The 26,276-nt window shown below is 45.8% G+C and carries 16 protein-coding genes; 8 read left to right on the top strand and 8 right to left on the bottom strand.

Translation table 11 applies throughout. The features are described 5' to 3' along the window. Nucleotides 1-5: 5 nt before the first annotated feature. Genes J4864_RS11510 through J4864_RS11480 form a run of 7 tightly spaced genes read left to right on the top strand, consistent with a single transcriptional unit; the run spans nt 6 to nt 7,788 of the window. Nucleotides 6-1,364 carry a TraJ family protein gene (locus J4864_RS11510; protein WP_211814964.1) on the top strand — a complete coding sequence of 453 codons (1,359 nt, stop codon included), beginning with the start codon at nt 6-8 and terminating at the stop codon, nt 1,362-1,364. Nucleotides 1,365-1,380: 16 nt separating this feature from the next. After that, the gene (gene traK / locus J4864_RS11505) at nt 1,381-1,977 is read left to right on the top strand and encodes a conjugative transposon protein TraK (protein ID WP_211814963.1); all 597 of its coding nucleotides are present in this window, start codon (nt 1,381-1,383) and stop codon (nt 1,975-1,977) included. 4 nt (nt 1,978-1,981) lie between these two features. Next, nucleotides 1,982-2,461, top strand: a complete 480-nt coding sequence (locus tag J4864_RS11500; RefSeq protein WP_211814962.1) for a hypothetical protein — start codon at nt 1,982-1,984, stop codon at nt 2,459-2,461. A gap of 1 nt (nt 2,462) precedes the next feature. Next, nucleotides 2,463-3,848 (top strand): conjugative transposon protein TraM, encoded by a 1,386-nt coding sequence (locus J4864_RS11495; protein ID WP_211814961.1) that lies wholly within the window; start codon nt 2,463-2,465, stop codon nt 3,846-3,848. Between the two features lie 30 nt (nt 3,849-3,878). Further along, a complete protein-coding gene (traN, locus tag J4864_RS11490) occupies nt 3,879-4,802 on the top strand; it encodes a conjugative transposon protein TraN (protein WP_211814960.1) in 924 nt (307 codons plus the stop codon). 18 nt (nt 4,803-4,820) lie between these two features. Continuing rightward, a complete protein-coding gene (locus tag J4864_RS11485) occupies nt 4,821-7,139 on the top strand; it encodes a type IV secretory system conjugative DNA transfer family protein (protein ID WP_211814959.1) in 2,319 nt (772 codons plus the stop codon). A gap of 1 nt (nt 7,140) precedes the next feature. After that, on the top strand, nt 7,141-7,788 hold the full coding sequence (locus tag J4864_RS11480) for a TraX family protein (protein WP_211814958.1): 648 nt from the start codon (nt 7,141-7,143) through the stop codon (nt 7,786-7,788). Nucleotides 7,789-7,803: 15 nt separating this feature from the next. Here the strand turns inward: J4864_RS11480 and J4864_RS11475 are convergent, their stop codons facing one another. The 8 genes from J4864_RS11475 to J4864_RS11440 all read right to left on the bottom strand — a co-directional run bounded on the left by J4864_RS11475 (nt 7,804) and on the right by J4864_RS11440 (nt 25,177). Further along, nucleotides 7,804-9,282, bottom strand: coding sequence for a UvrD-helicase domain-containing protein (locus tag J4864_RS11475; protein ID WP_211814957.1), 1,479 nt, complete (start codon nt 9,280-9,282; stop codon nt 7,804-7,806). Continuing rightward, complete coding sequence (locus J4864_RS11470; RefSeq protein WP_211814956.1) at nt 9,279-10,946, bottom strand: ATP-dependent nuclease; 1,668 nt, start codon at nt 10,944-10,946, stop codon at nt 9,279-9,281. The genes J4864_RS11475 and J4864_RS11470 overlap by 4 nt, the downstream gene beginning before the upstream one ends. Nucleotides 10,947-10,948: 2 nt before the next feature. Beyond that, nucleotides 10,949-11,332: a hypothetical protein gene (locus tag J4864_RS11465; RefSeq protein ID WP_015310530.1), complete on the bottom strand. Its 384-nt coding sequence runs from the start codon at nt 11,330-11,332 to the stop codon at nt 10,949-10,951. A 32-nt stretch (nt 11,333-11,364) separates the two neighbouring features. Next, nucleotides 11,365-15,540 (bottom strand): Eco57I restriction-modification methylase domain-containing protein, encoded by a 4,176-nt coding sequence (locus tag J4864_RS11460; RefSeq protein ID WP_211814955.1) that lies wholly within the window; start codon nt 15,538-15,540, stop codon nt 11,365-11,367. A 4-nt stretch (nt 15,541-15,544) separates the two neighbouring features. Next, nucleotides 15,545-18,427, bottom strand: a complete 2,883-nt coding sequence (locus J4864_RS11455) for a helicase-related protein (protein WP_211814954.1) — start codon at nt 18,425-18,427, stop codon at nt 15,545-15,547. Nucleotides 18,428-18,433: 6 nt separating this feature from the next. Continuing rightward, nucleotides 18,434-23,614 carry a DEAD/DEAH box helicase gene (locus J4864_RS11450; protein WP_005847992.1) on the bottom strand — a complete coding sequence of 1,727 codons (5,181 nt, stop codon included), beginning with the start codon at nt 23,612-23,614 and terminating at the stop codon, nt 18,434-18,436. Between the two features lie 26 nt (nt 23,615-23,640). Then, nucleotides 23,641-23,853 (bottom strand): helix-turn-helix transcriptional regulator, encoded by a 213-nt coding sequence (locus tag J4864_RS11445; protein WP_174264900.1) that lies wholly within the window; start codon nt 23,851-23,853, stop codon nt 23,641-23,643. A gap of 445 nt (nt 23,854-24,298) precedes the next feature. After that, nucleotides 24,299-25,177: a peptidoglycan DD-metalloendopeptidase family protein gene (locus tag J4864_RS11440; protein WP_394371020.1), complete on the bottom strand. Its 879-nt coding sequence runs from the start codon at nt 25,175-25,177 to the stop codon at nt 24,299-24,301. A gap of 264 nt (nt 25,178-25,441) precedes the next feature. On the opposite strand from J4864_RS11440, the gene J4864_RS11435 reads away from it, so the two are divergent. Further along, nucleotides 25,442-26,209: a DUF4099 domain-containing protein gene (locus tag J4864_RS11435; protein WP_211814952.1), complete on the top strand. Its 768-nt coding sequence runs from the start codon at nt 25,442-25,444 to the stop codon at nt 26,207-26,209. Nucleotides 26,210-26,276: the final 67 nt, after the last annotated feature.

Below are 26,276 nucleotides of genomic sequence, written 5' to 3'. Positions count from 1 at the left end.
AGAATATGGTTACAGACATTTTGATGAATATCACGAGCCAGCTGCTCACGATGGGATTGCCTTCCATTGACGAGAGCCTTGACAAGCTGCTGGTGGCGATGGAGACCTTTCCCAAATCAGCGGTACTGGGCAACACCGTGGGCTATGCCCGTGTCACCGGCTTGTGCCTCGCCCTTTGCGTGGGTTCCTACGAATGCTGGATGATGATGCTTGGTCGTAGGGCAATGGATGTGATGAAACTCCTCCGCATCGTGGGGCTTTCCATTTGCATCACTTACAGCTCATGGATATGTCAGGAGATGGCCCGACCGGGCAAAGCATTGGAGGCAACCACCAAGCAGATGGCAAGTAGTAAGAACAAGGAGGTGGCTGCCCTCGAACTGAAGGTGGCGCAGAAGCAATCAGATTACCTGAAACGGCTCCGGCAGGTGCAGGACAGTATTGAGACAGCAAAACAAGTGCAGGAGATAGGTGAAGATGCCCATTGGTGGGACAAACTTATCTACAACATGGAAAACTTGGGTTCGACCATCAACAACTATGCGCAGCGTGCAACCGTAGCCGCCGAGACGAAGGTGTCGGAATGGATTAACGACGTGATACGCTTTATCGGAGAGCTGATTTTCCAGATGTCCTATTACGGCATTTTGGTAGCCCAGCGTATCTTCATGACGATTCTTGCCACATTTGCACCCATCATGTTTGCCCTGTCCATCGTTCCGCCATGGCATAGTGCGTGGTCGCAATGGATTAGCAAATACCTGTCCTTGTCGCTATGGGGATTTGTTACCTATATGTGCCTGTACTACATCGACTTTATCTTGATGTATAACCTGGGCGAGGACCTTACTGCTTACGGCAGACTCCTGCAAGGACAGGTGGACTCTTGGGGGCAGATAGGCGCGCTGGGCATACAGGGCATCGGATCCAACTGCATGTATGCCATGGGAATGTTGGTAGGCGCCTATATTATCCGCTTCGTCCCCGAAGTGGCATCATGGCTGATTCCGGGTGGTGTGAGTTCGAGTGCTGGAAGTGCCGCCGGTGGTGTAGTGGCAGGTGCCGTTGGCGGCGCTATGGGAAGTGCCGCTTCTTCAGGAGTGGGTATCGTTTCGACGGCTACTCCAGTGGCAGGCTCTGCGGTATCGGGTGCGGCGCACCTCGGAGCAGCAGGTGTGGCAGGTGCTGTGAGTGGCGCAAGTGGCTATTCCGATGGCGGTGCGGCAACTGTGGCTGGAGTGATGGGCGGCGCTGCGGCTGGTATGGCAAAAGAGGCAAAGCACATGTTTACCGAAAGCTCTGCAGGCAAGGCGGCATCAAAGATGGGCAGTTCCATGAGGGATTCATACAACAGGGGAAAATAAACTAAAACGACAGGATATGTTAATACAGAGTTTAGAACAGAAAACAAGGCTTGCGCTGACTACCGTGCTGCTGACCGTCATAGGTAGTACGGTGATCTGTGCTTGCTGCATCTTCTACTGTGCTAAGTTGGTAACAGAAGAACGCAATCAGATCTATGTCCTTGATGGTGACATTCCTTTCCTCGCTGAAAGGAGCAAACAGGAGACGAACTTCGTGATGGAGGCGAAAGCGCACATCCAACTCTTCCATCAGTACTTCTTTAATCTGCCGCCCGATGATGATTATATCAAATGGACACTATCTAAGGCGATGTATATGGCGGACGGTACGGCCCTGAAACAGAAACAGGCGATGGAAGAATATGGATTCTACTCAGACATCATCTCTTCTTCAGCCGTGTGCATGATCATCTGTGATTCCATCCGGCTTGATGAGCAGTCAAGGAAGTTCAAATACTACGGTACGCAAATCATCAAACGCCGTTCAAGGGATATGAAACGCTCCCTTATCACGGTAGGCAGTATCGAGAATGTGCCGCGAACAAGGAACAATCCGCACGGTCTGCTGATTACCAACTGGAGAACGCTGGAGAACAAGGATTTAGACTACTAAGGGTATGAAGAAGAAAATGAAACGTGCGAAAGAGGCCAAGGCCAGATGGGAACAGGAGGTTAAGGGTAAAATGGAAGTCTTCGTGAGGAAGCTCTCCCATCAGTGGAAGTTACAGGAGCGGATAGATGCGGCCAATGCATGGGCAACAAAACACCCGAAGCGTACGGTGACCATGACCATCAGTGCGTTGGTCTGTTCACTCGGCCTTGGGATTGTCGTCTCCCTATATACCCCACAACCCAACAGGGATATTGTGGGAGAGATAGAGAATGTGCAGCCGATGTTTGCCGGACTGCAGAGCATACAGAATGGCAAGAACGTACAGGTACGGGAGATAGGACAGCTGACCCTCCGGGGACAACGGCTGAAATGGGAGTTGGACTCCTTGGTGCATATCCCTGTCAAGACGCATCAGGATTCAATGCTCATCGTATCTAAATACAGGCAACTTGAAATGATAGTGGCAAACTTAAAACATCAATGATATGAAAGAACTGATAAAGAAACTCTTACTCAAAGCAGGACTGGGAAAGGAGTACGAACCATCGGTTGGAGCCCAGACGGAGGTTGATGCTGAAACGCATGGAGCGAATGGGGATAAGACCGACGAAAGGGAAAAGACAAGTCCGAAAGAGCCTCCCGTAGTGAAGCCCATGTCACAGGGCAAGAGCTGGTGGCGCATCGACTTCAAACAGCCCAAGTATATCTTTCCTTTGGCTATTCTATTGCCTATCTTGTTCTTAGGCTATGAACTGTTGGGGGTGTTCGGTGGTACGGACAACACGAAGAAAGGTGTCGCCACGGACAGTATCAACGCCTCCCTACCCACGGCAGCCAATGAAGAAATGGGGGACAAGATGACGGAAATGAACAAACGCTATAATGAGGAAGATGCGGCATCGGCAGTGAACGGTATCGGTGAGGACCAAGGGCAGCAGGACTCGCTCGGTAACGGCTATCGGGAAGATGAGCTGAACGAGATAGACCGTCAGAATGCTATCAATGCCAAACGACAGAAGGACACGGAAGCCCTACGGCAGCGACTGGCACAATCCCGGAAACATATCAATGCCTATGAGGGTGGTAGCTACAGAGGCGCATCTGGATATGGTTCAGGGGGCAGCTACGGTCGTGACTCCCGACAAGCAAAGATGGATGACTATGCAAGGGAGGTAGAGGCCATTCAGAAGAGAAGTCTTGCCAGACAGAAATCTCTGGAGCGGATCATGGGCATCGATGAGGATGAAAGTGTCAAAGTGTCAAAAGTGTCACAGCCTTTTGATGCGTCCAATCGTAAGCCCGAAGAGAAACCAGCCATCGTCAAGAAAGTGATGGAGGGCAATGCGGATAAGTTCAATACCGTCAGTGCCGAGCCTACGACGGATGTACCGCTGATCCGTGCCATGATAGACAAGACGACCAAGGCACACGAGGGTACGCGCCTCCGCTTCAAGCTCCTCGATGATGTGACGCTCAAAGGTACAAGACTAAGAAAGGGCACTTACCTCTATGGTACGGTGACGGGGTTTGGTCAGCAGCGTGTCATGGCCACTATCACCAGCATCCTGGTTAGGGATAAGTTCATCAAAGTGGGTCTCTCTGTCTATGACAATGACGGCATGGAGGGCTTTTATGTTCCGGAGTCTGCCTTCCGTGATCTAATGAAGGATGCCAAGGCGAATGCCCTGCAGAGTAATATCAACTTTGACGGTGGGTATGGCGGTGGACTGAGTTCCGAAGCGGTGGTCCTGCAAGCCCTTCAGAACATGTACCAGTCGGCAACCACTGCCATGTCTGCGAATATCCGGAAGAACAAGGCACGGATCAAGTACAATACCATCGTCTATCTGGTCAACACCAATGCTGAGTAGCATTCAACAATTCATCAAATAGTAGAAAATATGAAGCAGTTTTTAGTTATCTTGGTTGCCCTCATGGGATTGTGTGGCAGCCTTCAGGCACAGAAAACGTATAAGAACATTGAGGTAGACTCGGTTTCGGTGAGATATATCCGCAACGCAAGGCCCACGGATAGCTACATCTTTGACGAGAATAGGCGCAAGGATGTGGTGTTTGTCAACGAGAAGGTGACGACGCATCTGCTGATGCCTGAGAATATCAAACTCGTGGACATCTCGACCAATAAGATTGTGGGCAACCAGTGTACGGACAATATCGTGCGCATCAAACCCTCCGGGAGAATGTACGACAATGAGCTGGTGGGCACGATTACTGTGATTGGTGAGCGGCACATCGTACAGCTCAACGTGGTCTATACCGCCGGATCAGCCAAAGCCAACTTCATCTACCGCATCAAAGCCGGGAACATGGGCAGGTATGAGAATCCCGACGTGACGATGCCGCGCAAGGAGATGGCGGCATACGCCTGGGCCATCTTTGCCAGTAAGCCACGCAAGCATATCCATTCTCAGGAGAACGGTATCAAGGCAGGGGTGAACAACATCTACAGTATCGGGGATTATTTCTTCATCGACTACTCGCTCTACAATGCCACCAAAATCAAGTATGACATCAGTGAGGTGCGCATCAAACTCGCGGATAAGAAGGAGCTGAAGGCCACCAACTCGCAGACGATTGAACTGACACCGGTGTATAGTCTGAGCAGTGCCAAGAGTTTCAAGAAGGCATACCGAAACGTGCTGGTACTCGACAAGCTCACCTTCCCTGAAGAGAAGGTGCTGAAGCTGGAGATTTCGGAGGAACAGATTTCGGGGCGTGTCATTACGCTCGACATCAACTATAAGGATATGCTGCACGCTGATGGGGTCAGCGAGCAGATGGTATCTTACTTGCCTGTATTGTAATCATCAAACCGTAAAGTCATGGCTGTAGAAGAGACAAGGGAACAGCAGCAGATGTACAACACGTTCAGGAGTTGCATTTATCTTTTCTTGATTGTGGAGCTAATCATGAATCTGCCCATCATGGCAGACAACCGTGTTACAGGGTTCATCCTGGAGCTGATTGCTCGTTTCAAGGTGTTCAACACGGTACCGACCTGCAAACTCGTTGAACTGATTTGCATCGGGGTGACGTGCATCGGCACTCGGCCGCAGAAGGCGCTGAAGTTCAATGTCAAGACAATGGTGCTATATCCTATCGGCATCGGTGTCACGTTTATTGCGCTCTGCATGATGTTCCATAAGGGCATCTGGGGCGGACTCTCTTTTGGGTTCCCGACCAACCGTGTTCTCTACGCCATGACTTCCATCATCGGCACGATGCTCCTGCATCAGGGGCTGGACGGTATCTCACGCTACTACAACTACAAGTTAGGCGAGGATCGGTTTAATTTTGAGAATGAGTCGTTTCAGCAGTCAGAGGAACTGAATGAGAATCCGTACTCGGTCAATATCCCGATGATTTACTATTTCAAAGGACGGATGCACAAGGGATGGATCAACATCATCAATCCCTTTCGTGGCACCATCGTACTGGGCACGCCTGGTTCTGGCAAGTCATTCGGCATCATTGACCCATTTATACGTCAGCATGCGGCCAAGGGATTTTCCATGATGGTGTATGACTATAAGTTCCCGACATTGGGAAAGACGCTGTTCTATCAGTATTGCAAGAACAAGAAGCTGGGCAGGTTGCCGGAGAACTGTGGTTTCCACATCGTCAACTTTACCGATGTGGAATACTCCAACCGAATCAATCCTATCCAACGGAAGTACATCCCTGACTTGGCGGCGGCAGCGGAGACGGCAGCGACCTTGCTCGAATCGCTCAACAAGGGTGGCGACAAGAAAGGTGGCTCTGAAGCGTTCTTCCAGAACTCGGCCATCAACTTCCTCTCTGCTATCATCTACTTCTTCGTGAATTTCCATCCTACGGGTTTCAAGGACGGTAAGAAGCTCACAAGGTACATCAAGTATAAGGGCAAGAAACTGATGTTGATTACAAAGAACTGGCATGACTACAGGGCTGTAGATAAGGACGGCAACACGATACTGGACTTTGTGGATGAGTTGAGCCATGATGTGTCAGTGGATGAGGATGGCATGTTCGTGGATTTGAATGACTTTACCTATACAAGCCGTAACGGACAGCGGGTGCATATCACTTCATCCTGGTATGAGGATGAGCAGGGGCAGGTGGTAGAGCCTGACACTATTACCGGCGAATACTCGGATATGCCGCATGTGCTGTCGTTCCTTGGTAAGCAGTACAGCGATGTATTCGACATCCTGATGCAGGATCAGAAAATCCTCTCGCTTATGGCTCCGTTCCAGTCGGCTTATACCAACAAGGCGATGGATCAGCTCGAAGGTATGGTGGGTACGCTGCGTGTCAATGCGGCTCGTTTAGTGTCGCCGGAAGCCTATTGGATTTTTACAGGGGATGACTTCGATCTGAAGATTTCTGACCCTGCCAATCCTTCGTATCTCGTGATTGCCAACGACCCGGAAAAGGAGCAGATTGTAAGCGCGTTGAATGCGTTGGTGCTCAATCGTCTTGTTACCCGTGTGAACAGCAGAGGGAATATCCCTGTTTCCATCATCGTGGATGAGTTGCCGACATTGTATTTTCATAAGATTGACCGCCTGATAGGTACGGCGCGTAGCAACAAGGTGGCGGTGACACTGGGATTTCAGGAGCTGCCACAGCTGGAGGCGGATTATGGCAAGAACGGTATGCAGAAGATTATCACCACATGCGGTAATATCTTCATGGGGGCTGCCCGTAACAAGGAAACGCTGGAATGGGCACAGAACGATGTGTTTGGCAAGGCGAAGCAGACTTCTAAATCTATCACCATCAATGACCAGAAGGTTTCCACGTCTATTTCTGAGCGGCTGGACTTCCTCGTTCCGGCAGCGAAGATAGCGGATTTGGTCACGGGTTGGCTGGCTGGTCAGTCAGCACGTGACTTCACTCCGACCGAAGGTAGCATGATGCAGGGCTTCGACATCGAGAAGTCGGAGGAGTTCAAGACCTCCAAGTATTTTTGTAAGACGCACTTCGATATGGCGCAGATAAAGAAGGAGGAAAGGCTGTATGCCGACTTGCCGAAAATCTATCAGTTTGCCTCCAACCGTGAGAAAGAAATCATGCTCGGTCGTAACTTCAAGCGTGTCAATGACGAGGTGGATGCAATGATTGCAGAACTGTTGGGCAAAGAAAAGAAAACAAAGTGACATGATCCTCGTTCAAGGTAAAGGACTGTCAGGAAGCGCATTGAAGGTAATTGCGTTGGTGTCCATGACATTAGACCACATAGCCTGTTATCTGATGGACAATGGCTTGGCCTACGATGCCATGCGAACGATAGATAGGATGGCTTTTCCCATCTTCGCCTTTCTGCTGGTGGAAGGATATGTGCATACTCGTTCTGTGAGGAAATATGCGGTGAATCTTTTCGTCTTTGCCCTGGTGTCGGATATTCCGTGGTGGCTACTGAATCATGACAATACACATAATGTATTCTTTACCCTGTTATTGGGACTGGTGGTGATGGAGGGCATGAATAAGATAGACAATAAGCCATTACTTTTGTGTGTCCTGATGGCAGCCGTTTGTGGAATGGCCACATGGGTACACGTCGATTACGAGTATTCCGGCATCCTGCTGATCTGTGCGTTCTATATCTTTCGGACGAACAACGTGACAAAAAGCCTTTTAGCCACCCTTTTCATGTACCAGTACGGTGTGATTGGGCTTTGGTTGGGATTAGCTGTCATCCTTTGTTACAATGGACAGCGAGGTTTTATCAATGGACAGTATGCGAAGTATTTGTGCTACGCATACTATCCCTTGCACTTCTTTGGGATATTATGCATTCTATGATTTTCTGCTATGAAACTATGTGAGGTTTAAGGTTGTTTTCTCCGTTATAACAATAAGTTTCTTGCACGCTCGAGATATGGCTACATAGAAATTCTTGGCATCTTCAAACTTGTCTGCTTCCCAAATAACAACCGAATCAAATTCCAAGCCTTTTGTTAATAAAGTAGTACCAATATATTTCCCATGAATTTTCCTTCCTTGATGCCTCACTCTTGTTTTGAGCAGTTTCATGGCTTCGAACATCGAAATATTATTTATTATGCTTACATCAAAACATTTGTTTATCGTATATAGGAATACCCTATGGTAGTTTTTTACCTTAGGAAGATTGCTTACAAAACTGATGATTTGTTGAAGGTTTTGAAGTGAAGGAGTTGATTCGAATGACAAAAATAATGCTTTCAGTTTTTGGGAATTTTCTGTGTTGTCTTTTTGTCTATCAACAAATCTGTTGTCCTTAGGGTTTATCCAATCTTGTACTATACTCATTTTGAAATGTAGCAAGGATAAAATATTATATAGACGAGCCACCTTATGTATTCGCCTGCCCCGTTTGCATTTAGAGATATACTCATCTATCTGTCTTGCACAAGCATAGTATTCTTTTCCATCTATCGCATCCAAGATTGAGAATTGATTATTAAAATCAGCTCGCTGTTTAATACCTATCCTATCTTTAACATCTCCTTTTAGTACATCTTGGCCATGCCTATTTTTTGCCGTATAAGAAGGACAAATAATCAGCATATTATCGGTGTTATGGTATTTGATTATATTTGCTAACACAGAATATTTATTTTGCTCTGTACAAGGCATTACATAAAAGCCGATCGCTGGATTATTTTGCAATTCAATACATTCTCCTGTTTCCAGTTTCTTTCTCATTTCAAAGATCAGACAACCTAATGCCGGATTCGTTTCTTCCCAGCGCCAAGGGTGGTTTAAAAGGTTAAAATGCTGGAAAAAACTAAGGTCGTGGGTAAAATCCACTAATCGTTTGCGCTCAAATGAGAAGATACCTTGCAGAGGATCTCCCAATAGGTGCAGAGGCAGGTCATGTGCAAGCTCTAACACCATCAAATGTTGGTCAATAGTACAGTCTTGGTATTCATCTACAAATACTCCATTGTATGAAAGTTTGAGAATATTCTGAACAATGCTGCTTTGTATTAACTCTTTGCATTTTTCGACAGCAACTTCAAAATAATTTTTATTTTCTTCACTGGGTAAAACCGACTTCCCGAAAAAATTAAGCACGTAACGTTGTGCAAAACCTGTGATGGTCTCTAAATGATAGCGACTTGCAGGTACATTCTTCTTCTGAAACTTTGTACGCAAGGATGCTATACCTGCATGAGTATGTGTCAATACCAATTGACAAGAATCTTCTGGACACTGTAACAAGCAATCGGCTATGGCAGTCGTCTTACCATGCCCCGCAGGTGCTATCAACACACCACGAAAACAATCTATAAATTCTTTCCAATCTATCATTGTTTGATTCCACACCAGTTGAGAAGGTTTGACACAGTTTGCTTCATGTGTTTATTGTCATCAACATCCGAATAAGCTTCCATAAACATCCTGCCAAGAAATTCACCTCCAGGAATGTGCTTAAACCATTCTTTATCCTTCATGATAGACAAATTGGTAATGTCGTTCCTTAATGCATCTTGTGTTGTATCATCAGCACAATCTATTTTCTCCTTTAACTCGGCTGGAATTTTTATGTTATGATGAGGAAAATTATCTTGGTTACAATCGATGACTTTCAACATGTATTTCCAAGGAAGATCTGTAAATAGTTGTCTTTCCATACAGTTGCCTTCTTCACAAAGAAATAGCCTAATTCCGGCTTCTATAGCCTTTTGTTTTTTTGATGCAAGTTCTTTTGGTTTATCATCATCGGCAAAGATACATGTGTCATATCCCAATGTCTTTAATTTTAGGGCATAGGTAAACATGTTGTCTCCACCCTTAGCATCGACCAAGACAACACCTTCCGCCGACAATGTTGTATGATATGTGTCCCATATCCATTTGTCGATTGCTCGAACAAATCCCTGCTCGGTTTTACCTTCACAACATATTATCTTCTTGGCAAAAAACGCCTGCGGATTTGTACGACGACACGAATCAAGATTACTATCAACCTTGGCAAGTGTGTTATGCCCCTTGTTTAATACGAAGAGGTTATTTGCTTCCGCCTCTAATATGACATGCAGGGAATGGGTTGTAATGAATACTTGACCAGCTTGTGTCTCTTTCAACTTCCTCACCAATGTGATGATGCGATCTGGTTCTAAGCCTTGTTCCAATTCATCTACCAGTATTATGCCGCCCTGTTTAGTCATTTCCGACTGGATAGCTATCGACATAAGCCGCTTGCTCCCCTTACCATGCAAACGATAGGGCAGTGAATTTTCGTGCAAAGAAATGCTATTACCTGTGTATGGGTTTTCCTTAATATCAATTTTTGCACATAGTGTATCTACCGTCAATCCTAGCTGCCTTGCGGAAATGGTCAAATCTCCCAATGGTGTATTTAGGGGATCTAACACGTCGTTGTCTGTACTCTGCGACATGCTACGTATCAGCTCCGACTTCAATCGTTCGATAGTTTTTCCACTATCAAGCTGTGCTTTGGTAAGTGCGTAAAGCGGCGACTGCCGGTTATAGGCAAACTGATTATCTGTAAAATCAGAAATGCAGTTAACAGCCAGCATAGATCTGTCTGCACCCGATATGGGCTTATCATCGAAGTCTGATCCTGGACGTGCCTTGACTACCCAATGAGGTTCTAAAGTCTCATCTACCATTAGCCTGACCACAAGTGTTAAGTCTTCATTATTGACCCTGTTATGTAAGCTGTTTTGGATATAGAGGGCAAATTTCTGTTCTTTGAGTAGTTCGATAGATAGCTCTCGCAAAGTCACTTCTATTTCTATGGGGTGTGAAGTGTCCTGCCTATAGAAATCCAAGTCGCTGAATGTCATATTCCACGAGGGTGACAACGCGGAATAAATGGCAGAGAGTATGGTACTCTTTCCTGAATCGCCACGCCCTATCAAGACAACGAATCGCTCTGCTCCAAAATCCTGACTAAGTTCTTTTATTCCCCGATAGTTCTTGATAGAAATACTTGTAATCTGGCTCATTATTATTTCATAAATAAAGTCAAGCCTTGCATCAACGTACCAGCAATCTGCGCAAGTTGTGATGCCTTTTCTGCATACTTGGGTTCGAGCTGCTTGGACAGATTCTGAAGTTCCAAGCTCAATTTCTCAATATTCGATTTGAGCAATTCTTCTTCGGCTTTGAAACCACCATGGCGATACAAATCCATAGCCTTAGTTGAAATTTCAATTACTGCACCATCACTATAACTATATGTAATTTTCAATAGTCCTAAATTTTGAAATTGATCTAAGAGCATTTTTGTATACGATGGGGCAAAGCCATATTCTTCTTGACTGTTATCGTAATCAAATTTGAAACGAGGCTTGTCAGCTGATAACAAATCAGCCAATACTATATCCTTCATTTCTGGTGTTATTAAAAACATACGCTTCCCAATTATTCGTTAAACTTAAATTTCTTCCATGCGTCCATCACAAGTCGTTTGGTACGATATTCACCGAGTTCACGAACCTCGCGATCTTTCAGCACACGGAAGGTCTCATTGATGCAGCCGGGGCCACAGACATCTTCGGGGTCGAGAATATAACGCAGGTCCTCGGTGGAGAGACCATAGAGGTGGGCAAAGATGGCATCAAGCTCTGCTTGTGCCACAGACCTTCGTCCTTCATTATATATAAAGGGCTCTGGCTCGGTGTGCGTACCACCGTTGCAAGCATCAAGCCGTGCAAGGATTGCCGTTTGCAGCTCTTCTGTCATACCCCCATCTGACCAAACTTCCTCCATCCATCCGTCGAGGTCGTGATTGAAATAGCATAGCTCTGTTACACGTTCGATAATCATTCTTGCCATTGCAGTCGAAATCTGTTCGGGCGAAAGGAATGGCAACTGCTTGATAACAAAAATACTCATGTGGTTTCCACCATTTTTTTGCTTTGCTACAAAATCAAAAACAATGGACGACATCATCGCCAGCAGTAATGCCGCGGGCATACAGCCACGCTCCTCATAAAGGAGCGTGGCTGTATGCCCGACGCCGCAGGCGTCGGGAATAAGCGATGTGATAAAAGTACGTGCTACACCAGTCCTTCCTATATCCTTAATTGCAATTAGCCATTTATGTTTCCATTCCCAAATCAATTCTCCCTGGCGATTTGTTTTTATCAAGCGTTTAGCAACTTCCTCTTGACGAATCCAATAGTAAGGTACTATTGACGAATGCGTATCCATTAATACATTGATTGGTGGCAGAGGTAAACTTGCATTATTAGGATGACTCCCAAAAATGGGATTTATACCATAGTGATGGTTGTAGAGTCCTATCATCTTCCCCTCGTACAGTGGTACATATACCTTTCTGTCAAGCAAGAATTTATTACCATCGAGTACAGCGCCTTCTTCTGTTAGCTGCTGATAGGTACGGAATAGATGAGAGTCGTTAGACATGTCTATCATTCTACCAAACTTCACCTCCCAAAGGTTACTACACTTGTCCTCATCAATCAACACCTGTGCATTGCGGTATATCTTCGCCGTAAGGCGTGCATCCCTGGCTGTACGGAAGATGGAACAGGTTTTTGTATTAGGGTTCAAACGGATAAAGTCTTCCGTATTCAACTTATATATGCGGTTAGGGTCAAGCAGGTGATCCAGCCTTGTTAAATAGAATCCGCCCGTAACCTCACGAGGCATATCCTGTTTTTGTTTTGCAGTTAATAGACAAAATTTGATTGTACTATCAATATCAAATAATCTTTCTTTATTTTCAAAACAGAAGAAACTATATAGACAATTTTCTTCTACCAATACACCAAAGAATTTTTTATTTGAATCGTTTACAGCTATGCCCAAAGGAACGACCAGTCCCCATGCTTCGCGCGAGCAGTTGAAACAATGCTCAGCAAAGAGTGGATAAAGGTCGATGTCGCCCATGGCTGTAAGCGGGAAACGGCCTCCGAATCGAACAAAACGGCTCATGGCTTCAGCATCTGCCAAAGCCTCTTGGTAGTTTTGAAAAAGCGCAGGGTCTGAAGCAGGAAGTTCAGCAATCGCTTTTTTGCGTTGGGCGGCCGTGCACGCATTGACAATGTCGGATCGTCCTTGCCGCTCAAACCACTTTTTATCTTCCACCTTTATCTTATCCCAAGGTGGATTACCGCACATCACGTCGAACTTGCCGTTGTTGACAAACACATCGGGAAACTCTATGCACCAATGAAAATAGCGATGCTTCTCCGCCTCACGATACACTTCGCTCTTAAAATTGCTTGTTAAAGGCAGATAATATCGAGGCACAGACAGCCCTTTCTCCATGCGCTCCATCACGTCAATCTGCTGAAGGGCACGATAGACGGTCTTAGAGTATGGCACCTGAGGCTCGGCAAGCAGATGCTCGGGAGAGCCTTCGGTTTCATCATTCTTCTTGTAGAGCTCTTCATGCTTTGCCGTGTGGTAGAATGCATAGGTATAGATGTTGCAGGCTTCGCGGAGACAATCCACACGAGCCGACCTCATCAGGTTCTCCCAACGTTGCTTTTTTATCTCCTCCTGCTCCATGGTGTCTTCAGGCAGATGAGAGATAAACGCGACCTTCTCGGCAAGCCCTATCTGCTCGGTACTCATTTCGCTAATACCGAAGGGATCTTCCTCTCCTGCGAAGATTCCATCATGGCCATGGGCATTGGCCTGCTTGATGGCTTCGGCATTGAGTTTTTTCAGTTCACGCTTAGTATCGTTACTGTCGGCGGTGAAGGCCTCGGCGGGTACGCCGTCAATAAGCATCTGCAGGTCGGTCACGCCCACCACGGAGTTGCCACAACGGATGTGATGGTCGAGAAATGACAGCGGCTTGCCAGCACAATAGCCCTCAATCCATAGTACGACCTTGCATAGTTCCACAGCGTCTGGATTGTAGTCAACGGCATAGACACACTTCTGGATTACCTCTCGCAGAGCATCGCGATAGTCAAGCGAGGCAGGATTGTCCTCACCCGTACGGATGGAACACACGTACCAAGCTATGGTGCGTGCCATCGCCAATACGATATGGCCGGAGCCACTTGCAGCATCGCACACCTTCATGGAGAGCAACGACTGCACCTGCTCTTCAGGTGTAGTGCATTGGGCTATACGTTCCTTGATGACAGGTTCCAAAGTAGTACGGATAAGACTCTGCACAAGGTCGGGACGTGTGTAATAGCTACTTGAGGATTTGCGGTCAAGACCAGCACCAAAGGTGAACTGCCAATCATAGTCGGCCTGGCCAGGGATAATGACTGCACGCATTTCAAGAATACCTTCATATACTGAGCCAAACTCCTCTACATCCAACGCTGAGTAGTTTATCTTCACACGGTTTTGCTTGTCGTCCAAGAACTCATTTAGGCAATTAAAGGCAGCCAGCAGACGGTCGTTGCCGATGGTACACTGCTTTATCCAATGGAGAGTATTCGGATTAAAGAGTGTTCCGCCCAATGGCTTGATGAATAATGGTGCCCCGAAAGATTCATCCTCAAAGAGATGGAACGAATCCATGAGTCCTTCCCACAGGTCGTGGTAACGCGCATTACGCAGATGTGGCAATTCGGACAAGTGACGCAGCCGCGACACTGCATAATATTTCCTATATATCTCCAGGCAATGAGCTTTCTGCTCATAATCCGGATCTTTATACGGGTCGCCAAACCGATAAACTAGGTTGCGGTCTTCTATGATGAAGAGAAACAGCAGTCGGTAGATGAAGTGGATGAGTTCCTTGTTCAGTTCGGCAGCATTAACCTTCCCATCCAGAAAAGCCTCACGGAATACTTTGTTGCCATCTCCCTCTCCGCATACTATGGCAAGTCCAAGAATCTCCATGGCTTTCTGTACGGCATCAGAGAGTCCGGCACGAATACGATTGCCACTCTCAACGGAGCGATTAAACCACTGCTCCAGCACACATGGGTCATCACCAGTATGGATGAAACGTGAACTGTGCAGGAGCCGGAACATCAGCACAAATTCAGCATAGTGGTCTTCTTCCACCATGCGACGCAGGTCAAACTCGGCATAGGTGAGTTTCACAAGTTGTCCGGTATTGCGGATGATGCGCAACACCTGACCATTGGTTACGATGCCATAGACGTGCTCGGTGTTGTTCAGATAGTCAAGCATAGTAGCATGCGGTGATTTCTGCCTTCGCCCTCCTTTAGCCCGAATATCGAGAGTACACTTATCAAGCGTGTCGAGTTGCACATCGCCCGTTTTGTCACCAACAATGATAACGGGCATATTGTCCAATTCTGGGGCAAGATAAGTGATGTCAAATGACCGTTCACCAACCTCTACATTGTGTGGTTGATAATTCAGCTGATAGTCAAGACTGGAGAAAAACCTCTCCATCAAGCGGCGAACAGACTTTGTGCCGTAAGGGTCGCGAATGAGGTTGCGCCCACAGAAAAGACTCCAATCGTTGCGCAGACTGCTCCAAGCATTATCAATCTTTGCTGTGAGATTAACATCGAGGTTGAAGTCCTGCTCACGGTTGCCCACCATGCTAGCATCGGTCTCTATCTCATGCAGTATGTCATCGGAAAGCAGATGACCATATATGTGAATTGATGTATAATCCATATTTTTAGTTTATTTTAGGGAGGAACACATAACATGCCATGACATCCACCGGGAGTACAGGGCGAACCACCTGAAACTCTGTGGCTACCACATAGGTGCGATATTGGGTAAATGCCTGAACAAGTTTATTAGCCCTCTCCAATGCTATGTCGTCAGTATGCTCACGAAGAGCATTTTCATCATTCACCCATTCCAGGCTACGCTGATAACGCATCCGCTGAGTTGTGATATCCACATCGCCAGCGGCCTTAGCATCAAGGAACAGATGCCGGCACTCATCATCTGAGATTAATTCATGATTTTCGATGCGTCCACGGTAACCGAAGAAAATAATCTCTTCGCCCACCATCTGATGGTCGGGTTGTTTCTGCTCGCTGATTACGGAGCGCACCCGCACCAGCATCACTGTGGTGAGTTTATCCACCTGTTCTGTAGTCATCACCATAGCACGGCAAGCTGCCAACGGCCCCCCATTGATAGTGTCGTTGACGACGCCACGAGAAAGGTCTTCAACGAATATATGGTTACGACCGATATACATATATCCCTTTGGTGTGGGTGAGGCGAACGAAATACGGATGGTGCCTTTCTTGTCAACTGCACGACGGAAATACACCTTGAGTGATTCCGAGAGTTCTGCCATCTGGAAGGAATAGCACAAAGGAGATTCGTCGGTCTTAATGTTTATACTGGCATTTTTAAGCTCGCTTACAATGAAATCACGTGTGTCGTAGATATCACCAATCACTTTTTTGGCCTCATTCAGACTTTCCACCAGGCGGGTTGGATTCATCGCTTTGGTGTTATGGGCAAAATAAGTATGCGACTTTTTCTCCACTTCTGCGGCACGTTGCATTCTGATATCATGCTCCTTTATAGCTTCTTTCTCGTCGAAATCAAAATTGAGTTCAAGCTGTTTGACCTGCCGTTCTGGTTGTAAAACAATAATTTCCTCCATGATGCTCTCCATAATGCTGGAATCGTTGTCGGCGATAGGAATATAGATGCCAAGTGACTTACGAATTTGCTCCTGCTTACGATAGAGAACTTTCATCACAATCTTATCGACTGGATTCTGCACTTCATCAAACATTGTGCAAATCATGACCTCATGTGAGGTCTGGCCGAAGCGGTCGATACGACCATTACGCTGCTCTACACGGTTCGGGTTCCATGGCAGATCATAATGGATGATGGCATCGAATCCATTCTGGAGGTTCACCCCCTCAGAAAGACAGTCTGTGCAGATAAGTACGTGGCGCTCAGTCTTTGACAGTTCGTCAATTTTCATCTTGCGATCTTCATCCGTAAGACGGCTGGTGATTACTTCTATAGAGACATTTTTGAATTTCTTGTTCGCCTTTAACTGCTTTTCGGCGTATGCTTTCACATATTCAGCTGTCTGAATGTACTGACAGAACACAATAGGATTATAACCTGAATTGAGTGCAAACTCAATGTATTTCTCTGCCTCTTTCACCTTCGTGTCCTGACCTTTATCGATGATAGCACGCAGAGAAGCAATGAAGCCGCGGAACTTATTTTTCTCTGATGAAGACGACTCTTCATAAGAATCTGGTACAATATCCTCACCATAGAATCCATCCTTCATGGCATCATTAAAGGTATAAACTTTTTCAGTATCAGATGATTCACTATTATTGGAATCATTGTCGCGCTTGGTAATCTTGTTTTGCAACATGCTGATGCCGGCCTCCGGACTTGACATAACACCACGGATAAGAGCCAGCAAATCCCAGTATATGTAGCGTTGTTTCCTTTTCTCAAGTTGCTTAGCCAGTTTCACACCATAGCGTACATACTCGATGATGTCCATAAGCAGTGCATGATATTGAGGAGACAAACTATATTTACCATCAAAAGGTACTCTATCGGGGAAGATGACATCATCGCCCACATATGGCTTGACATCAGCACGACGGCGCTGGATAAAATAGTGGGAAAGTGCCTCGCGCTGCTTTGCATCTTCAAGTGTGTAAGAGGCAAACTCGGGCTTCAACAAACCGATGAGTGACTGAAACTCCTCCGTGTTCCCACTGTGTGGCGTTGCCGTCAACATAACAATGTGCCTGTCTGTTTTGGCGAGGTCTGACAACAGGGAGTGACGAAGTTGCTGACTTTTATTAGCACCCTTTGGTTTGGCGCAGGTGTGCGCCTCATCCACGATAATAAACTCCGGACAGTGCTGTAGGAACATCGGCTTGCGGTCGGATGACTTGATGTAGTCGATGGAGATAATCTGAAAGGGAATGTCATGGAAGATGTTCTGATTGGCACGCATGTTTTTTTCCAAGCGGCTGATGGTGCTGGAGCGGATAATCTCTGCTTCAAGTCCGAATTTGTCACGAATTTCATTCTGCCATTGTTCGCACAGATGTGGCAGACAGATAACGGCAAAGCGTTGTATTTCTTTGCGATCAAGCAATTCTTTAGCTATGAGCAAGGACTCCAGAGTCTTGCCAATTCCCACGTCATCGGAGATCAGCAATCGGATAGTCTCATGCTTCAAAGCCAAAATAAGCGGAACCATCTGGTAGGGACGCGGCTCAAAAGAAAGACGACCAAGACACTGAAATGGTCCAGCAATATCACGGAACGAAAGGCGGCACGCATTGAAGAGAATGCGAGCTGCACCGGGGTAGCTGTTCTTGCCTATGTCTTCCTTAGATGGTTTGCGGAAGTTATATGGTTTGACGGCATCTTTAAGTGCATGGCCATAGACAGGCTTGTAAAGGCCAATTGTTTCGGCATCTGTACCACCAAGTGGTTTTAGCACAAGCAGGTCTGTATCAATGGACTGCTGCACAACCCAAGGGCGAGAACGAAATTCAACCAATGTGCCAGTTTTATAATTCAATTCTTCCATTTCCAATTAGCTTACAGGAGTAAATAAATCTGTATGGGCAGTTATGAAATCCTCCAAAGGAGTGGCATAATGCCATGCTAGAACGAGATAGCCTGCATCTTCAAGCACTTCTCGCTTGCGGCGGTCATCCTCTTGAACATCAGGACGATCATGGGGTATTCCGTCACAGAAAATGACTATGCGATCACCATACATGAAATCGGGCTGAACATAATATTCTTCAGGAAACATAGGCTGAGCCTTGTTGGGCAATCGGAGCCGATGATCGTAGAGATATTTCAAGAATTCATATTCTGTGCTACTGTTATGGTCGCGAGCACGCTCAAGACTTGCATATTGCTCATCATAACTCTCTGTCTGACCAGCCACACGAATCTCTATGTTAGCCTCCCACATCATGCGCAGCGTATGATATATCTTGCGAATATCAATCTGGCTGTGGTAAGGCTGGTTGTAGTAGTTAAGTAGATTGGTGTAGTCGGCAGGAATTAGTCTCTCACGCTGTTCATCGGTAAGAGGCTCAAGTGTGTTATAACAAATTTCATAGGCTCGACGTACTACGGTACGATAGGCTTCCGGTTCATGAACCAAGCGGCCTAGAACGCCAAGCGACCCCTCGGCATTCTCATAGATGAGGACATTGGGAATCTTTACCTCACCCATCACGTCGGCACCTATCTCGCTGCCCTCGGTCTGGAATACATCCTCAATAGCTTGTTTGAAGGCATAGAGGAAGGTGAGTACGGCACCCTTGTCCTGTAGCTGGAGCGCGTCCAGAGGCTGGATGTAAATAGCGTTTGCTGTTGTCTCGGTGAAGAGCTTCACATAACGAGCACGTCCCGCCTCTTCGGGGTGCTGCTCCTGCTCTTGCTGAATCTTGGTCATCCGGTCGATACTGAGCCAGTCGCCGGTCTTGGTATCGAAGGCAAAACCATTGGCATTGTCATCATTCTTGGATTCCAAAAAGTAAGTTAGACGGCACGCGGGAATATAGCGGATGTTAGCAAGATGGACATCGTTAGCGGTTTTCAACTCGCATAGACTGATTGACTTCGGGTCGTCCGACGAGAAGAATGTCTTGAACTGATAAGATTTGCGGTTGCGTTCCTCTTCCTGGCAGGTAATCTTCTCTTTCTCTTCCGCCACCATATCCTGCGACTGTATGCACATTCCAGGAATGAGCTTAGATACGCCATCAAGAGCCTCTCCTGTAATTATGTCAGTGTGGTAGGCTGCATTGTCCTGGTCTTTGTAGATAGTACCCGTATTGGGGTTGTAGAAGAACTTATGCTCCAACACATCACCAGTAAGCATCATTCGTGTAACACGAAACTTTCCTCCGTTGTTATAGATAATATTCTGTGGTCCAAACTCTGACAGAGCCAGACGGCGGGACCGGCTCAGATATTCTACCTTGTCGCTCTTGTATTGCAGTAAGGCACGTTGTGGGAGCTTTGTGAAATTGTAACCAGGTAGGAAACCTTCACTGGCAAAATAGCGGTAAGGATAGAACTCGTTTTCCTCAGCATTCATGCCCTGATTCTGACCAAGAAGCATATCTCGAAGTTCTGTGCCGCGCTTTTCTTTAATTAGGGCATCTTTCTTCTCTTTCGAATTATCTCCGTAGATGTTATTGCGGATTACAATCTGTGCTTCTTCTATCTGTTGCTGTGCAATCTTATACAGGTTACGCCAGCGGTCAAGTGCCTTATCAAAGTCCTTTTCATAGCAATTGAGAATATCATCCATCCATCTATCAGTGAACCAATATGGTTGGTCTTCATCAAGCTTCATTGACAGGAATGAGTCGGCAAGGACTCTCTTGAATACGTTTTTGATCTTTCCTTTCAATTCTGATGACAAGCGCAGACAATAACAAACCTCCGGCTTCAACGTGATATTGTTCGAGTTGGAATAGTCCACAAGAGAAGCTATGCCCTCTGACAACTGTTGTATGGGACATAATGATAATATCGTAGAATGTAAATGGGTGGTGAAAAGTTCTTCGTTTACCAATTCCATACGAGGTGCCTTAACTTCGCCATTCACCATCTTCTCTGGATGATTTAGATAATAATTCTCATGAGAATTGCGGGGCCGACAATAAGTATAGATGAGAGCAGCCTGCCCACTACGCCCTGCACGCCCTGCACGCTGAGTATAGTTGGCAGGTGTAGGCGGTACATTTCTCATGCCGACGATTGACAAGTCCTTGATATCAATACCAAGTTCCATGGTAGGAGTACAATAGAGCACGGGGAAAACTCCATTGCGAAACTGCTTCTCGCGCTCTTCGCGTTCTATCTTAGGAACTTGGCCGGTATGATCTTTAGCTTCAAGCACGACTTCCTTGAGCGGAATATGCTTGTAGAAATTCTGAAAATAGGCATTAGGCTTGTACTTGATTTCCTCACCAATGGCACGAACCTTTATTTGGTCGGTGCGCACATTCTCTTCATCGCCTTTCTCCCAAAGGATAGAACGATAGTCAAGCTGATAAGTGCCGTCGCGTTCAATAATATAATTGCCCAAACCTTGGAACAGACGGGCCATGTAATCTATATATTCATCGGCATTTGAAATAGAAGCTGTACCGCCATTATTGATAAGGAAATCACTAATAAAGGTGGCAAACTTGGAATGGAAACCTGCAACCTCTATATTGAAGGTTTTTCTTCTGCTCCGAGGTTTTACAAGCATCAGCGAACTGGCCGCAACAATGGTATCGTTATCGTCCAAAGTCCAAGGATCCACGAGGTCGTCTCTGACAGCCTTTATCGTGTCCCTCACAGCTGTCTCAGTTCGTTCTGCTGAGTGCATACAAAGCTTATGACGGAAATAGTCGAGAATCTGAATGATGAAAGTCTCTTTGGCTTCATCGGTCAGACCATCCAGCTCCGGTATGTCGTAAAGACGATCTCTTCCAGCGTTTCCGAAAATCTCGTCATGAAGATATTTGTAGTTAATCCTCAATAAAGCACAATCTTCCAAATTGGGCATGTTCACCTGCCAGTTGCCTGCAAGATCATCATAGATAATTGTGGAGAGATAACGCTCCATCACCTCTTCAACATCATGGGCACGGCCTCCGCGAAGATCTTTGCGTTTGGAGAATTCATTGAATTGGAGATGAAGATTCTGAAACACCAATCGGGCAATCTTTTCACTGTCTATGGGAGAGTTAGACTCATACACGGCATGCCAGATAGCAGAACGGATTTTTCCAATACGAATGAAATCATTGAAGTGACCAGCCTGAAGGGCTGCATCCTGACGAGCATCAACAAATGTCATGATCTTTCTATCCGATGAAGGCACACCAGACTCTTGCATTTCTATGATATTTTCGTATGAGAGCACGGTAGTAGCGGTGCTTCGACCTTCACTGCCAATCTTTGCTAGTTTTGACCATTCTTTACTTGATCCCCTATAAACCACCTTGGCTGTCGGGTCATATTTGAGAGGATATGGCACGTATATGGCTTCAATGGCATTAGCAAAGGCAGAGGAATTGTCGGCATATTTGCCAGTATAGGTCACATAAATCAATCTCGGCAAACGTTCTTGGTAAGTCTTCTTCAAATGACGCCGGCCTTTTCTGTCCACCTTATACCAATCTTCAGGGATTTCTTCTGAATCTTCGGAAAGGAGGTATCTGTCGGCCTTCTCATCTTCATGCGGAAGAATGATATATCCATCTGTGGTATTTGCACTATCTTCTTTCTCTTCGTTTCGGTTATCGAAACTGCGTGGCACAAAGGTTCCGTTGGCATTAAGCTTAACACAATAGAACTCATGCCCGGTGTGACGACTGAAGACGATAGGAAAATAGTTTACTTTGATATCACCGTCAGATAATTCTTCGCAATAAAGCTTTTCCTCGACAGTGACATAGCGGTTGGATGGCATTCCGATAGTTGCATAGACATTGCCCGATTGTGGGATAAACTGATGTATCTTATATGGGAGTAGATTGGTATGCTGCTCCACATTCACGCGGTTGCACCAGTTCAGTACTTCTATAAGATGACGAGTACAATCTTCCTTGGTAATGGAACGGTCAACATACTCATATAGTTTATTGGCCATTTCCTCTATGGAAAGTGGTTTACCACGGAATATCTTCTTTTCTTTTGCATCATACCTCAATGCTATATTCTGCTCTATCCAGTTTGTCGTGGGATGGATTCGTATGTCGTCTGCACCAGCATTAGCTGGCACAGGGGCATTTACAGCTGCCATTACTTCCTGCTTGGTAACTTCGGGGTAGTTCAGACCAGCTTTTAATGTCTCGTCGATAATCTGCTCTGCTACATAACTACTTCCAAAGATACAGGACGCAACCTCTGCAACTTTTTCCTTTTGCTCCTTATACGATATTTTGTCATCAGCAACCAGTGTAGCCGATGTTCCAAAACACAGCACATGCCCTTGGGCTTGGGCTTTAATGCGACGAATCAGTAAAGAGACATCGCTACCCTGCATACCACGATAAGTGTGAAGCTCATCGAAAACAAGATAGTGAAGATTCTGCAAGAAGCACCCCCTTAGAGGCTGCTCCTCACCTGCACGTGTCATAAGGAGTTCCAACATCATATAGTTGGTAAGGATGATGTTCGGTGGAGTCTGTTGCATACGTTCGCGTTCCTGCCGTCCTTCCTGACCCGTGTATTTGCCGAAAGTGAAAGGGCAATTTTCGCCTTTCTTTCGCTCATATTCCTCCTTATAGCGTTGCAACTCTTCAGACTGAGAGTTGATAAGAGCATTCATTGGGTAAACTATGATAGCAATGGTCTTGTCCTGACATTCTTCCCGATGGAAAAGAAGATAATTGAAAATCGTTGCCATGAAAGTACGTGACTTTCCTGAACCTGTTCCCGATGTTACAATAAATTCCCGATCACGGCATCCCAGTTCAATGGCATCCTGTTGATGCTTATAGAACTTGTTTTCAAAGAACATTGAAAGATCTGTATGAATAGGACTACCTACAGCTATCATTTCCTCTACACTCTTCCCCTGAGCAAAATTTGGGTTAAACTGAACCAATGCTTCAGGCCATAAAGTTTCGTCTTTGAGAGCAGCAGATACCGTTTCTTTTATACGGTCATCCTTGATGGTTACAAAACTACTGACATAACTCTTATAACTATCCTTCAGCTGGTTATATTGGCTAATAATGTCCATAGAAAGTTTGGTTTATTAGATTTAATCTACTCTTTAGGTTTATTACTTACAAGAAGTTCTCGCGAATCAACGCCAAGAATTTCTGATATACGCATCAATGTCTCAAGCCCTGGTTGAGATGAATTTGTGCACCATTTACTAACGGTGGCAGGATCCTTGCCCAACTGCTCGGCTAACCACTTTCCTGTTCTTTTTTGTTCTACTAGAACTATTTTCAGACGATTTATGTCCTTCTCCATAATTTTGAGATCTAATTTGCATCCAAAAGTACAAAAAATAAAGAGAATATGTAACATTAAACTAAAGAAAATAGCTATTTTCATCTAATTTTTTTGAAATAGATGAAATTCATTTGCGTTTTACAGAAATTCAGCCCTACACAAACTTTCCTCATTTCAATATCAAGCAATTTTTTGCTCTATCAGCATTAATAGTGCAAAAGAATTTTAATTCTCAGGAGGTATACATATAAGCTACTTGCGGAGATACATCAAATATTCGGAAAGGAAGTTGCAATACTCTCAATGAAAGCGGAAACAGATATATGGGTTGCTGGTCAGTTTCTTCCATCTTGAAAGCATAATTTGGTGTAGAGCTTGAACATCTTCAGAATGCGAAAAACCGTATTATGCATGCATTTTGCCTGTGAGAAAAGGTCGATTTCTAAATCATAGCTAACCAAGATTACAAACTTCTTTTAATATTGATAATCTTAGATATGTAGTCACCATCTTCCGCGTAGCCTATCTTATTCAGAAAATCATAGTAGTTTCCACCCTTATATTTGTATTGTACATAGTCTTTATATGCCTTTACGCTCTCTTCCCATGAGTTGAATGTGTAGTAGCTGCCGTTACTGGGGCGGCGGAGTCCGAAGAGGTTGTTGTTCTCCAGACATACCCTGGAAGTGAAATAGCCAGTTTCAAGCAGGACTTGTGCTGCCACAATTTGGGGGAATTTCACATCATACTGTCGGAGAACGGCCATTAGGTTTTCGATGTTCAACGCTCGGTCTGGCTTAGTGCCGAAGCGGAGATATGCCATTTTATCTTGTAGCTGTGTGATATAGCCATTAAGATAGTCCACAAAAACATTTGGATCGACACTCTTCCCTCCTTTCCTGATTCTGATATGAAGATGCGGTCCGGTGCTTTTGCCCGTGTTCCCCGATATTCCCACGATGGTTCCTGCCGTCACCGCATCGCCCTCACGAACGGTTATCATGCTGAGGTGTCCGTACATACATTCAAAGATGCCATGCTCCAACACGATATAGTTGCCGTAGCCTTTGTTGCCATAGTGTACTTCCTTGATGATACCGGGCAGCATGGCATAGACATGGGCATGGTTGCATTGCAGGTCGATGCCGTCATGAAAGGCGGTGCTGCTACTCACGGGGTCTTTCCTGTAACCATAGGCAGATGTGAGTTTCAGGAAGTCAAGGGGCAAGCAAACATTCATGCGCTGGCTGATCAAGCCAAAAAGCAGGGAGTCCTTCACGTTGACAAACAGTGGTACATCCTTTTCGATGCTCACTTCCATGCCGTTTCCGGTCTGGAACATAATATCCGTAGGACGAACCTTTATAGTGTCCTCCTGTCGTGGCGTAACTCTTTGTTTTACAGTCTTTGTCTTCCTTTTAGTTATCTGGGGTCGGAGGGTAAAGAACTGTGCTGCCACATCATTACTAAAAAACATGGCAACAGTGACCATCAGAAATAATCGGTATCGGCGTTTAATGTTCATCTTCTTTTGATAATTTTGTTCAGCGAAGAAGCCTCTTTTTAGGGCTTTCCGCTTACAAATTTATCTTTAAACATTTAACGTATGGAAGAAGTGATGACTTTTCAAGCCCAAGAAACTGTCTTAGAAAAATTAAAGGAGTTGGGTATCAACGAACGACGGCTGGAGTTGATGCCTGATGCTCTGAAAGTTCCGCTGTTTCGTGGGGAGGTAACGCCTGTTTTTGTTGCCAACATGGGAACATCAAATGGCAAGGTGATACAGTTTCCGCTGAAAGCCCAATTCGTACTTGATAATAACAAGCAGGTGTTACTGATGACTTACCCACTCCGTAGAGAGATTGCCAACGAATTAGGACTTAACCAAAATGAGCTCCAACGGGTGCAGTCTGGCGATGTTATACGCAAGGAGGTGGACGTGGAGGGAGAAAGGAAAGTAAGATTTATCCAGTTGGATAAAGAAACTAACTCGCTCATGCACCGTAATGTAGCCAGCATTCCTATAGAGACAGAACTACAAACACGTGATAAAGTGAAGGACATCGAACTGGGCGCCAATCAGAAAGAGGCCCTGCAGGAGGGAAAGCCCGTAGAACTGGGCCTCGGCGACACTAAGGTAACGGTGGGCGTGGACCTTCGTGAGCCCCAAGGATTCAAGATTGTCAACGGCGACATGAAGGAGTGGGAACGATTGCAGCAGATGCGCTATGACGATGCCCACGAGGACTTCATGGGGTATGTGATGACCGACGAGAACCGCTGGGAATACCAGAAGGTGGTAGAACGCCAGACCATCATGAGCAAGCAGTCTGAGTCCGCCGAGAGGAAGCTGCATACAGGCTTGATTCGATAGCACAAAACTAAACATCATTCTCCCCAAACAAGGGATTCTTTAATATTCTGCTCCCGTCTTGTCGCCT

It is taken from the genome of Prevotella multiformis, from assembly GCF_018127985.1.
GTDB lineage: Bacteria > Bacteroidota > Bacteroidia > Bacteroidales > Bacteroidaceae > Prevotella > Prevotella multiformis.
The sequence above is the reverse complement of the archived record's forward strand: the minus strand, read 5'-3'. Positions and strand labels throughout refer to the sequence as shown.

Bases quoted from the DNA above. Each gene is read 5' to 3' on its own strand.
- J4864_RS11450 (WP_005847992.1), bottom strand. From the start codon at position 23,614: ATGGACATTATTAGCCAATATAACCAGCTGAAGGATAGTTATAAGAGT.
- J4864_RS11480 (WP_211814958.1), top strand. From the start codon at position 7,141: ATGATCCTCGTTCAAGGTAAAGGACTGTCAGGAAGCGCATTGAAGGTA.
- J4864_RS11470 (WP_211814956.1), bottom strand. From the start codon at position 10,946: ATGAGCCAGATTACAAGTATTTCTATCAAGAACTATCGGGGAATAAAA.
- traN (WP_211814960.1), top strand. From the start codon at position 3,879: ATGAAGCAGTTTTTAGTTATCTTGGTTGCCCTCATGGGATTGTGTGGC.
- J4864_RS11465 (WP_015310530.1), bottom strand. From the start codon at position 11,332: ATGAAGGATATAGTATTGGCTGATTTGTTATCAGCTGACAAGCCTCGT.
- J4864_RS11445 (WP_174264900.1), bottom strand. From the start codon at position 23,853: ATGGAGAAGGACATAAATCGTCTGAAAATAGTTCTAGTAGAACAAAAA.
- J4864_RS11495 (WP_211814961.1), top strand. From the start codon at position 2,463: ATGAAAGAACTGATAAAGAAACTCTTACTCAAAGCAGGACTGGGAAAG.
- J4864_RS11510 (WP_211814964.1), top strand. From the start codon at position 6: ATGGTTACAGACATTTTGATGAATATCACGAGCCAGCTGCTCACGATG.
- J4864_RS11435 (WP_211814952.1), top strand. From the start codon at position 25,442: ATGGAAGAAGTGATGACTTTTCAAGCCCAAGAAACTGTCTTAGAAAAA.
- J4864_RS11455 (WP_211814954.1), bottom strand. From the start codon at position 18,427: ATGGAAGAATTGAATTATAAAACTGGCACATTGGTTGAATTTCGTTCT.
- J4864_RS11500 (WP_211814962.1), top strand. From the start codon at position 1,982: ATGAAGAAGAAAATGAAACGTGCGAAAGAGGCCAAGGCCAGATGGGAA.
- J4864_RS11475 (WP_211814957.1), bottom strand. From the start codon at position 9,282: ATGATAGATTGGAAAGAATTTATAGATTGTTTTCGTGGTGTGTTGATA.
- J4864_RS11460 (WP_211814955.1), bottom strand. From the start codon at position 15,540: ATGGATTATACATCAATTCACATATATGGTCATCTGCTTTCCGATGAC.
- traK (WP_211814963.1), top strand. From the start codon at position 1,381: ATGTTAATACAGAGTTTAGAACAGAAAACAAGGCTTGCGCTGACTACC.
- J4864_RS11485 (WP_211814959.1), top strand. From the start codon at position 4,821: ATGGCTGTAGAAGAGACAAGGGAACAGCAGCAGATGTACAACACGTTC.
- J4864_RS11440 (WP_394371020.1), bottom strand. From the start codon at position 25,177: ATGTTCCAGACCGGAAACGGCATGGAAGTGAGCATCGAAAAGGATGTA.